Genomic DNA, 10,999 nt, shown 5'->3' on the forward strand with positions numbered 1-10,999 from the left:
CCGGAACCGGCACCTTCACCGCGTCCGGCTTGCGGAACAGGGCGACCACCTCGACGCTCGCCGCCGAGCGCGACTCGAGGTAGCGCAGCAGCCAGGAGAGCGTGAGCCCAGAGTCGACGATGTCCTCGACGACGATCACGTGCCGACCGGCGATGTCCCGGTCCAGATCCTTGAGGATGCGGACCACCCCGGAGGAGGTGGTGCCCTGGCCGTAGGACGAGATGGCCATGAAGTCGAGCTCCGCCGGCGGGCCGTTGCGGCCCAGCGCCCGGGCGAAGTCCGCCATGAACATCACCGCGCCCTTGAGTACGCACACCAGCAGCAGCCCGTCGCCCACGTGGGAGTAGTCGGCGGAGACCTGCTTGGCCAGCTCCGCCGTCTTCTCGCGGATCTGCGCCTCGGAGATGATCACGTGGTCGATGTCGGCGTCGTACCAGGAGCCGTCAGCCATGACTCCTAGCCTGCCGTACGTCGGATGGCCTCCGTCGGCGGGGCCGCACCTTTTGGCGCGGTCCCGCCGAGGATTTTCTGCGCAAACAACGCTAATCACATCAGTTGGTGCGTGACCGCCAGCGGCGGCCATCGTCGCTCGGCTTCCAGTCGGCCGAATCGTGGCTGTCGACGGTGAGGCCGGCCGCCGAGGCGGCGGCGAGGAGGACGAGGAACAGGAGGATGAACAGGAACTCCATGGCGGCGCTCGCTTTCGCATGATTGCTGTCGGTTTCGCCGCCGCTGCGCACCGGACTGAGACAAGTCTGCGACCTCGCGAAGCGATCGGACAGTGGCAGGAATGCCAGTGGTCATCGATTTACTGCCACCTGTCGGGTTACCCTCGTCACATGCTGCGGTCCGTTGCCGTCCTCGCCCTCGACCAGGTCGCTCCCTTCGAGCTCGGCGTGCTCGCCGAGGTGTTCGGCACCGACCGGACAGCCGACGGTTTCCCCGCCTACCGCTTTCAGGTGTGCAGCCCGGACGGCGCTCCAGTGCGTACCTCGTCCGGCTTCCACCTCACCCCGCACGCCGACCTCGGCCCGGTCGACGAGGCCGACCTGGTGGCCATCCCCGCGCACAGCCAGGGCACCACGGTCCCCGGCCCGGTGCTCGACGCGCTCCGCCGGGCCGACGCCCGCGGAGCGCACCTGTTCAGCGTCTGCTCCGGAGCCTTCCTGCTCGGCGAGGCCGGGCTGCTCGACGACCGCGAGTGCACTACCCACTGGCGGTACGTGGACGAGCTGCAACGCCGGCACCCGCGCGCCCGGGTGCGGTGCAACTCGCTCTACGTCCAGGACGGTCGGTTGCTCACCAGCGCAGGCACGGCGGCCGGCATCGACGCGTGCCTGCACCTGATCCGCCAGGAGCACGGCTCGGCCACCGCGACCCGGCTGGCCCGGCGGATGGTGGTCCCGCCGCACCGCGACGGCGGTCAATCCCAGTACGTCGAGGCGCCCATCCCGAAGGCACCCGAGGCACCCACCCTCGAACCGGTGCTGGAGTGGCTGATGGGCCACCTGGACCGGACGATCACCGTGGAGGAGTTGGCCGCCCGCGCCGGCATGGCGCCCCGCACGTTCGCCCGCCGGTTCCGCGCCGAGACCGGCACCACCCCGCACGACTGGCTCACCAACCAGCGGGTGCTGCTCGCCCGGCGGCTGCTGGAGGAGACCCCGTTGAGCGTGGAGGCGGTCGCCGACCAGTCCGGCTTCGGCGACGCGGCCGCGTTGCGCCACCACTTCAGTCGCCGGGTCGGTGCCACCCCACACAGTTACCGGACCACCTTCCGGGACCGGGCACACAGCGGCTGAGACCGGCCGGTCAGGTCAGGCGGGGCGCACCGATGCCAGCCGGCCGTCGCGGCGGAGCACGCGTACACCGCCGGGCAGGTCGGTCGGGCCCTGACCGCGCCAATCGGTCACCAGGGCGTCCAGAGCGGCCACGTGCCGGTGCGACAGGGCACCGGGCAGCGCGCCCAGCTCGCGGGCCCAGGAGTGCAGCACCCGGCCGCGTACGGCGGGAACCAGGCCGAGCAGCGCCGGTACGGACAGCCCTCCGTCGGGGCACCGGGCCGCCGCCAGAGCCGTCCCCGCCAGCTCGTCGAGCGCGGCGTTGTCGGCGGCCACCAGCCGGGCGGTACGCGCCAGGTTGTCCACCACACCTGGCCCGAGCGCCCGCACCAGCGCCGGCAGCAGGTCGCCCCGCACCCTCGACCGGGCGTACGACGGGTCGCTGTTGTGCGGGTCCTGCCACGGGCTCAGCCCGAGGACGGCGCAGGCGGCGCGGGTCTGGTCCCGACCGATCTCCAGCAGCGGACGCAGCAGTGGCACCCCGCCCAGGTCGCGGCGGGCGGGCATTCCGGCCAGCCCGCGTGGGCCGGCGCCCCGGGCGAGCGCGAGCAGCACCGTCTCCGCCTGGTCGTCGCGGGTGTGCCCGGTGAGCACCGCGACGGCGTTCTGTTGCCGGGCCGCCTCGGTCAGCGCCTGGTAGCGGGCCTCGCGGGCGGCCGCCTCCGGCCCGCCGGGACGCCCGGCCACCTCCACCCGGACCACAGTCGTCGACACGAACCCGACCCCTCGCCCCCAGGTGGCGACCGCCTCGGCGCGCTCCGCGGAGCCGTCCTGCAAACCGTGGTCGACGGTGACGAGCCCCGCGGCGCGGCCCAGCCGTGGCGCCACGAAGGCGGTGGCCGCCGCGAGCGCGAGCGAGTCGGCACCACCGGAGCAGGCGACCAGCACCGGCCCGCCGGACGGCAGACCGGTGAGGGCGCGGCGGACCGCCACCCGGATCGCGGCCACCGGCGGAGCGAGCGCGGCCACCGGCGGGTGGTCAGCCAGCGGCCGGGATGGTGCCGGCCGGGCCGTGCACCCGGGCGACCCAGGCGTCCGGGTCACCCAACTCCGACAGCCGAGGCAGGGTCAGCGGCGAGTTGAAGATCGAGTTGAAGCCGTCCATGCCGACGCGTTCCACCACCCCGTGCACGAACTTGCGCCCCTCGGCGTACTGGCGCATCTTGACGTCCACGCCGAGCAGCCGGCGGATCGCCTTCTCCAGCGGGTTGCCCGCCTCCCGGCGTCGGTTGAACGACGCCCGGATCCGCTCCACGCTCGGGATCACCTGCGGGCCGACGCCGTCCATCACGAACTCGGCGTGCCCCTCCAGCAGGGTCATCAACGCGGTGAGCCGGTCCAGTACGGCCCGCTGCGCCGGGGTCTGCACGATGTCCAGCACGCTGGTGCGGCTCTCCGGATCACGGACCGCGTCGGACAGTGTGGCCACCCCGCGCCGCAGCCGCTCGACCAGGTGCTCGCTTCCGCTGGACGAGGCGTCGACGAACGCCTGCACCTCGCTGAGGAAGTAGGCCCGCATCCACGGCACGGCCGTGAACTGGGTGCGGTGGGTGACCTCGTGCAGACACACCCAGAGCCGGAAGTCCCGAGGGTCGGCGCCGAGCTTGCGCTCCACCTCGACGATGTTCGGCGCGACCAGCAGCAGCTGGCCCGGGTCGGCCGAGAAGACCTCGTACTGGCCGAGCACCCGGCCGGAGAGGTAGGCCAGCACCGTCCCGGCCTGCACCCCGGTGAGCCGGGAACCGATCGCCTCGGTCAACGCGCCCGGTTGCTTGTCGCCGGAGAGCCGACTCACCAGCGGTGTGATCACCTCGCGGAGCCCGGCGATGTTGGTCGCGGCCCAGTCGCGGCGGTCGACCACCCGGACCGGCGGATGCGACACCTGCGCCCGCAACCCCGTGTAGTCGGCCACGTGCCCGGCCGCCTCGTCGGTCAGCCGACGCAGGTCGCCGACCACGTCGGTGGCTTCCGCGTACGACACGCGGGGGCCAGACTTGCTCAACGCCCCCGCGGTGGCGGCGGCCAGATCCCAGTCCACGAACTGCGCCATGAACCCACCGTACCCGCGCCGCGACACCCCGGCCCGGGCTCGCGCCCTCGATCGACGCCGATGGCGACCGCGTTGCCCTTGAACCGGCGACGGTCAGCCGCAGCCGCAGCCCGCCAGCGCGGCGGCGATCCGGTCCAGTGCCGGCTGGGCGGTGTCCCGGTCCCCCGGCACCTTGTCGGTGAGCACCGCGAAGGTCAACAGCCGACCGTCGGCGGTGGTGACCAGGCCCGCGACGGAGTGCACGCCGGTCAGGGTGCCGGTCTTGGCCCGGACGCTGCCCGCGCCCGCGGCGGTGCCGGCGGCGGTGCGGTAGCGCTCGTTCAGGGTCCCGGACCAACCGCCCACCGGCAGACCACCGAAGACGCCGGCCAGGTCCGGATGGTCCGGACTGGCGGCCAGGCGGATCAGATCGGTCAGCAGCGACGGGCTGATCCGGTTGAGCCGGGACAGGCCGCTGCCGTCGGAGACGCTGATCTCATCGGCAGGCAGGCCCAGCTCCGCCACCTCGGCGTCCATGGCGGCGGCGCCGCCGTCGAACGAGGCGGGTTGACCGCGGGCCAACGCGACCTGCCGGGCGAGCGCCTCGGCCACCAGGTTGTCACTCTCGCTGATCATGACGTCGACCAGCCTGATCAGCGGCGGGGACTGCACCACGCCCAGTTCGGTGCCCGGTGCCGGGCTGGCACCGGCCGCCGCCTGGGGCGGGGCCGCGCCCCGCTTCACGGAGTCGGTCGGCACCCCGAGCAACCGGGCGAACGCCTTGCCGGCGGCCAGGTCCGGCTCGGCGAACCGCGGGGCGGACCCGTGCTCGACGCCCGGATCGGTACGCGCACCGTCGGTCATCAGCGCGGTCACCGCGCCCCCCGAACCGCCGGTGGGGATGTCGTCGTCCCAGCCGGGGCCGTAGACCGGACCGGAGTAGACCGAACCGTCGACCGTGACACTGGTCGGGGGCGTGCCGCCGAGCGCGGTACGCACCTGGGCAGCCAGATCGTCGAGGCGCGCCGCTCCCGGGTAGTAGCCCTTCTTGTTGATCGCGAGGGTCGGGTCACCACCCCCGATGATCACCACCTCGCCGGCCTTCGCGCCGGCCACGGCACGGGTGGGAATCCGATAGCCGGGCCCCCGGGCCGCCAGCACCGTCACCGCGGTCGCCAGCTTCGTCACCGAGGCGGGCACTGTGCCGTCGTCCGCCCCCTTGGCGAACAACGTCTGACCGGTGATCACGTCGGCGACCGAGACGTTCACCCGGTCACCCAGGGCGGCGACGCCGACCAGTGGATCGAGCACTGCCCGAACCCCGTCCGGGGTGGGCACCGGGGCGTTCGAATCCGGGCCGCCCAGCACGTCCGACGGGGCGGGTTCCGGAGTCACTCCGACCGCGTTCGGCCCGGACCCGGCGTCGTCGCCCAGCCACCCGGCGACCGGGCCGGGACGGGTGATCACGACTCCGACGCTGGCGAGCACCAGCAGGAGCACGGCGGCCAGCACCACCGGCAGCCGCCTCCGGCGGCGCGGCGCGGCGGGTCCGGGCGCCGACGCTGGCGCGGCGTCGGCGGGTGCCGGCAACGCGGAGATCGGCGGCCCCACCGGGGGGACCTCACCCGGGTCGGGGGCGGTCGGCCCGGGACCGAACGACGGGCTGACCGGCGCAGGGCTCACCGGGACCGTGGCACTGCCGCGTGGCGGGCCGCTCACCGGTTGGTCACCACCGGCTACCGGGAACCGACCCGCGTTCGGGGCGGGCGATGCCGGCCCCACCGGTGGGCGCCAGGGCAGCGGCGGGGGCCGCTCGGGCACCGTCTCCGGTGCCGGGGTCGTTACTTCGGGAGCCCGTGGGAGGTGCGCCTCCGGCACCGGGACCCGCCCCTTGGCACTGCCGGAGCCGGATCGTCCGGTACCGTGCGCGGAGCCCCCATCCGGGCGGTAGTGTGAATCTTCCCTCCCCACGACCCCCTCCTCCCCCAGCGAAAATCGGCTTGGGTGACACTACTTCGGTCCGAAGACTATGCGGCGGCCGGAGTCGGCGGGTGGGCATTCACCTGTCCGGAGGGCCGCCAGTGGTTCCGTTAGCCAGCGTGGGCAGACGAGGGAGCGTGCAGATGGATTTCGACGTGACGGTTGAGATCCCCAAAGGTCACCGGAACAAGTACGAGGTGGACCACAAGACCGGCCGGATCCGGTTGGACCGCACCCTCTTCACCTCCACCCAGTACCCGGCCGACTACGGGTTCATCGAGGGCACCCTGGGCGAGGACGGCGACCCGCTGGACGCCCTCGTGCTGGTCCCCGAGCCGACCTTCCCGGGCTGTCTGATCCGCTGCCGCACCATCGGCATGTTCCGGATGACCGACGAGAAGGGCGGGGACGACAAGGTCCTCTGCGTGCCCTACGAGGACCCTCGCCAGGAGCACCTGCGCGACATCCACCACCTGGGCGAGTTCGACCGCCTGGAGATCCAGCACTTCTTCGAGGTTTACAAGGACCTGGAGCCCGGCAAGTCGGTGGAGGGCGCGACCTGGGTCGGCCGCACCGAGGCCGAGGCCGAGATCCACGCCTCCTACAAGCGGGCCCGCGACGCCGAGGCGCGCGGCGAATCCATGCACTGACGACCGCTGACGCACAGGGCCCGAGGGACGCTCAACCGAGCAACCCTCGGGCCCTGTCGTACAGGTCGAGCACCGCGCAGGCGATCGGCACCACGGCGACCACCAGGGCCGTGTCGGTGAGGTCCGCGACCCTCCCGAGGTACGGCGAGACCGGCCGGCGGGCGTACCCGGTGCCGCTGGCGACCGCCACCAGGGCCAGCGCCGCCCCGCCCAGAACCAGCACCAGTCGCCCTGTCTCGTCGGCCCGACCGACCAGCACGGCACCGAGCGCCGCGTAGCCGGCCAGCCCGGCGAGCACCGTCGGCACCCGGTGTCGCAGCGCCACGAACAGCCGCGACCGCAGCAGCAGCACAGCCGAGGTGACCGCCACCAGCACCCGGCCCGCCGTGCCACCGGCGACCACGAGGACGACCGCTGTGGCCACCACCAGCAACGCGTGGCCGATCAGCATCCCGGTGAGCATCTCCTCTGTGCGGATCACCGCCGCGAGCACCCGGCCCCGGTCCGGCAGATCCCGGACCCGCTCCGGCTCCTCAGCGGGGGCGGCGGCCGGCAGGGTGATCGGCGGCAGCGGCAGCTTGCCCAGCCGGATGGCCAGCAGCGGGATGACGCCGACGGCGAAGACCAGTGCGCTGAGCAGCACCGCCGCCGTACCGGCAGTGGTCGTCAGCAGCCCACCGAGCGCGGCCCCCGCGCCGATCAGGCCGACAGTGACGCCGGCCACGAAGACCCGCAGCCGACTGGCCACTCCGAGGAGACCGATCAACGCCACCAGCAGCAGCGCGACCGAGCCGGCCAGCAGTTCGGGAGCGCCCACCCAGCGGGCCGGCCCGATCGGCCCGACCGGATCACCGGAGCCGACGGCCAGGGCACCGGCCGTGAACGCGTAGGGCAGCGCGTAGCCGCCGAGCGTCGCCCCGGCGGTGCCGTCGCCGTTGGCGCGGGAGGCCACCGTGCCGGCCACTGTGAGCACCAGCGCCACCGCGGCGGCCGCCAGCCAGCCGGCCCGGTGCGTCGGACCGCCGGCGACCAGCGCGAGCAGTCCGACCGCGAGCGGTACGGCGGCACCCGCCAGACCGGCTGCCCGGGTGGCGGTCGGCGACCAGGCGCCGCCGCGGCGGCGAGCACCGTCGGCGATGGCCTCGATGACGTCGTCGTACTCCAACTCGGGCCAGTGCGCGCGGGCCGGCACGAGGTGCAGCACCTCACCGTCGCGGACCCCCTGCGGCAGCAGCTCCTGTGCGGTCACCAGCAGCGCCCCGTCGGTGCGGCGGAGGACCCAACCGCCGTGCTGCTCGCCGTCGTCGGCGAGCCCGACACCGGCGTGCCGGAGCACGTCGGGCAGCAGCTCGGCCAGGGGCACCTGCTCCGGCAGGGCGACGTCCACCCGTCGTTGCGGCGCGCTGATGGTGACGCGTGCCAGCCCGGTAGTCATCGACTGGTCTCCATATCGACTGGGATCGGAGGCTGCGCGGACGACAGGACTTTACCTACCATGAGCCAGGCTCGGGTTACCCAGCGCTGTCAGGAGGCCGAGTGTCCACCGTCGTCATCAAGCGCCCACCGCGCCGACCAGCGCCGGAGATCCCCGCCGGTGAGCTGTCGGTCGACGCGCCACCGGAGATCCCCGTGGTGACCGGCGGGCGGTGGCAGCAGATGCTCATGCTGCTGCCCATGCTCGGCGGCACTGTGGCGATGGCGATGATGTTCGGCCGGGGCGGCGGCGCCTACTCGTACGTGGTGGGCGGCATGTTCGGGCTCTCCTCGTTGGCGATGCTGGTGACGTCCTGGGGCAGCGCCTCCGGCACCCCGAAGAAGTCCGAGATGATGGCCGCCCGCAGGGAGTACCTGCGCCACCTGGCCACACTGCGGCGGCGGGTACGGCGCACCGCGGGCCAGCAACGGGCCGGGCTCTACTACCGGCACCCGGATCCGGGCCGGCTCTGGTCGACGGTGGACAGCCACCGGGTCTGGGAACGACGCCCCGCCGACCCCGATTTCGCCGTGGTGCGGGTCGCCGTCGGGCCGCAGACCCTGGCCACCCCACTGGTCCCACCGGTCACCCGACCGCTGGAGGAGCTCGAGCCGATGACCGCCGGCGCGCTGCGCCGCTTCCTGGACGCGTACTCAGTGGTGCCGGACCTGCCGGTGGCGCTGTCGCTGCGCAGCTTCGCCCGTGTGCACATGCGTTCCGCCGCCCGTGGCCGGGCCGCGACCACCCCGACCACCGGCGGGCCACCCACCGGCGACCCGGCGGCGCAGGCGCTGGTCCGGGCCGTGCTGACCCAGTTGGCCGTCTTCCACGCCCCCGACGAGCTGCTCGTCGCGGTCTGCGCCGGGCCGGAGCGCCGCGCCTGCTGGGAGTGGGTGAAGTGGCTTCCGCACGCCCACCATCCCGGCCGCGCCGACGCGCTCGGCCCGGTACGCCTGGTCACCAGCTCGGCCGCCGAGTTGGAGTCGCTGCTGGCCGACGTCCTGGCCACCCGGTCCCGGTTCAGCCCGGCCGGCCCGGCCACCGACGGCCAGCACGTGGTGGTGGTCCTCGACGGCGGCGACCTGACCGGTGCCAGTGACCTGACCGGCGACGGCGGCATCGACGCGGTCACAGTGCTGGACCTGGACACCCCGCCGCCCCGACTGCTGGACCGGTACGCGCTGCTGCTGGAGTTGCACGGCCGGCGGCTGCACTCGCGGTCGTCCGACGGGCACGCCGAGGTGGGCACCGCCGACCAGTTGGACCTGGCCGACGCCGAGGCGGTCGCCCGACGGTTGGCACCGCTGCGGCTCGCCGGCGCGGCCCGCAGGCCGGACTCCCCACTCCAGGCCGACCTGGGCCTCCCCGAGCTGCTCGGCCTCGGTGACCCGGAGAGCTTCAGCGCGGAACAGGGCTGGTTGCCGCGCTCGGCACGGGACCGGTTGCGGGTGCCGATCGGTGTGGGCGCGGACGGCGGCGCCATCGAGCTGGACCTCAAGGAGTCCGCCCAGGACGGCATGGGCCCGCACGGCCTGCTCATCGGGGCGACCGGCTCCGGCAAGTCCGAGCTGCTCCGCACGCTGGTGCTGGGGCTCGCCGCCACGCACAGCTCCGAGCAGCTCAACTTCGTGCTCGTCGACTTCAAGGGTGGTGCCACCTTCGCCTCGTTCGACCGGCTGCCGCACACCGCGGCCGTGATCACCAACCTGGCCGACGCGTTGCCCCTTGTCGATCGCATGGTGGACGCGATCAACGGGGAGTTGGTCCGCCGCCAGGAGCTGCTGCGGAGGGCCGGCAACTTCGCCAGCGTGCGCGACTACGAACGGGCCAGGGCGGCCGGAAGTCCCCTCGCCCCGCTGCCGTCGTTGCTGCTGATCTGCGACGAATTCTCGGAGCTGCTCTCCGCCAAGCCCGACTTCATCGACCTCTTCGTGCAGATCGGCCGGCTGGGTCGGTCGCTCGGCGTGCACCTGCTGCTCGCCAGCCAGCGCCTGGAGGAGGGCCGGCTCCGCGGGTTGGACACCCACCTCTCGTACCGGATCGGGTTGCGCACCTTCTCGGCGCTGGAGTCCCGGACGGTGCTCGGCGTGGCGGACGCGCACGAGCTGCCCCGCTCACCGGGCCACGGCTACCTGCGTGCCGGCACCGACCCGCTGGCCCGCTTCAAGGCCGCGTACGTCTCCGGTGCCGTCCGCCGTCGGGCCGCGCCGGGCGGCGTCGCCACCGAGGGAGGCGCGCGGCTGCTCACCTTCACCACCCACGTCGTACCGGTGCCCGAGCCGGCGACCCCGGCCCTGCCCGTCGTGGCGGAGGAGGAGGGCACCAGGACGCTGCTCGACCTGCTGGTGGACCGGCTCGTCGGGCAGGGCCCGCCGGCGCACCAGGTCTGGCTTCCGCCGCTCGGCCAGCCGCCCGCCCTGGACGAGTTGCTCGGTCCGGTCGAGGTGCACCCGAAACGCGGGCTGACAGTGGGCAACCCTGAGCTGCACGGGGCACTCGGTGTGCCGATGGCGGTGGTGGACAAACCACTGGAGCAGCGCCGGGACCTGCTCTGGCTGGCGCTGGACGGCGCTGCCGGCCACGTCGCGGTGGTCGGCGCGCCGCAGAGTGGCAAGTCCACCGCCCTGCGCACGCTGATCTGCGCGCTGGCGCTCACCCACACACCGGCCGAGGTGCAGGTCTACTGCCTCGACTTCGGCGGCGGCGGGTTGGCCGCGCTGCGCGACCTTCCGCACGTCGGCGGGGTGACCGGCCGCGCCGACCCGACCGCCGTACGGCGCACCGTCGGCGAGATGACCACGCTGCTGGTCGACCGGGAACGCCGCTTCGCCGAGCTGGGCGTGGAGTCGATGGCCGCGTACCGGCAGCGTCGAGCGGCAGCGGGGACCGGCGGCCAGCCGGGCACCGACCCGTACGGCGACGTGTTCCTGGTGATCGACGGGTGGACCACCATCCGCGGCGAGTACGACGACCTGGAGCCACTCGTCACCGACCTGGCCACCCGGGGCCTGTCGTACGGGCTGCA

9 protein-coding genes are annotated in these 10,999 nt (G+C 73.6%); 3 read left to right on the plus strand and 6 right to left on the minus strand.

The window, feature by feature from the left end; translation table 11 throughout:
* A partial coding sequence (locus tag ABZ749_RS18740) for a phosphoribosyltransferase family protein (protein WP_357229372.1) occupies positions 1 to 451 on the minus strand: 451 nt, incomplete at its 3' end.
* A gap of 100 nt (positions 452 to 551) precedes the next feature.
* Entirely contained in the window at positions 552 to 740 is a 189-nt protein-coding gene (locus ABZ749_RS18745) for a hypothetical protein (RefSeq protein WP_357229386.1), read from the minus strand.
* A gap of 99 nt (positions 741 to 839) precedes the next feature.
* Between ABZ749_RS18745 and ABZ749_RS18750 the strand changes: the two genes are divergently transcribed.
* Positions 840 to 1,802 (plus strand): helix-turn-helix domain-containing protein, encoded by a 963-nt coding sequence (locus ABZ749_RS18750; RefSeq protein ID WP_203121473.1) that lies wholly within the window; start codon positions 840 to 842, stop codon positions 1,800 to 1,802.
* A 15-nt stretch (positions 1,803 to 1,817) separates the two neighbouring features.
* Here the strand turns inward: ABZ749_RS18750 and tilS are convergent, their stop codons facing one another.
* The 3 genes from tilS to dacB all read right to left on the minus strand — a co-directional run bounded on the left by tilS (position 1,818) and on the right by dacB (position 5,460).
* Positions 1,818 to 2,810, minus strand: a complete 993-nt coding sequence (tilS, locus tag ABZ749_RS18755; protein WP_357229375.1) for a tRNA lysidine(34) synthetase TilS — start codon at positions 2,808 to 2,810, stop codon at positions 1,818 to 1,820.
* A gap of 10 nt (positions 2,811 to 2,820) precedes the next feature.
* Entirely contained in the window at positions 2,821 to 3,891 is a 1,071-nt protein-coding gene (locus ABZ749_RS18760) for a zinc-dependent metalloprotease (protein WP_091403614.1), read from the minus strand.
* A 93-nt stretch (positions 3,892 to 3,984) separates the two neighbouring features.
* Positions 3,985 to 5,460 (minus strand): D-alanyl-D-alanine carboxypeptidase/D-alanyl-D-alanine-endopeptidase, encoded by a 1,476-nt coding sequence (dacB, locus tag ABZ749_RS18765; protein WP_357229383.1) that lies wholly within the window; start codon positions 5,458 to 5,460, stop codon positions 3,985 to 3,987.
* A 533-nt stretch (positions 5,461 to 5,993) separates the two neighbouring features.
* On the opposite strand from dacB, the gene ABZ749_RS18770 reads away from it, so the two are divergent.
* Positions 5,994 to 6,500, plus strand: coding sequence for an inorganic diphosphatase (locus ABZ749_RS18770; RefSeq protein WP_099849144.1), 507 nt, complete (start codon positions 5,994 to 5,996; stop codon positions 6,498 to 6,500).
* A 31-nt stretch (positions 6,501 to 6,531) separates the two neighbouring features.
* Here the strand turns inward: ABZ749_RS18770 and eccD are convergent, their stop codons facing one another.
* On the minus strand, positions 6,532 to 7,935 hold the full coding sequence (gene eccD, locus ABZ749_RS18775) for a type VII secretion integral membrane protein EccD (RefSeq protein WP_357229378.1): 1,404 nt from the start codon (positions 7,933 to 7,935) through the stop codon (positions 6,532 to 6,534).
* A gap of 101 nt (positions 7,936 to 8,036) precedes the next feature.
* Between eccD and eccCa the strand changes: the two genes are divergently transcribed.
* On the plus strand, positions 8,037 to 10,999 hold a 2,963-nt coding region (gene eccCa / locus ABZ749_RS18780), incomplete at its 3' end, for a type VII secretion protein EccCa (protein ID WP_357229380.1).

It is taken from the genome of Micromonospora sp. NPDC047753 (genome assembly GCF_040642735.1).
In the GTDB taxonomy this organism is placed as follows: domain Bacteria; phylum Actinomycetota; class Actinomycetes; order Mycobacteriales; family Micromonosporaceae; genus Micromonospora.

Coding starts and splice junctions, on each gene's coding strand:
- eccD (WP_357229378.1), bottom strand. CDS start 7,935: ATGACTACCGGGCTGGCACGCGTCACCATCAGCGCGCCGCAACGACGG.
- ABZ749_RS18760 (WP_091403614.1), bottom strand. CDS start 3,891: ATGGCGCAGTTCGTGGACTGGGATCTGGCCGCCGCCACCGCGGGGGCG.
- ABZ749_RS18750 (WP_203121473.1), top strand. CDS start 840: ATGCTGCGGTCCGTTGCCGTCCTCGCCCTCGACCAGGTCGCTCCCTTC.
- ABZ749_RS18770 (WP_099849144.1), top strand. CDS start 5,994: ATGGATTTCGACGTGACGGTTGAGATCCCCAAAGGTCACCGGAACAAG.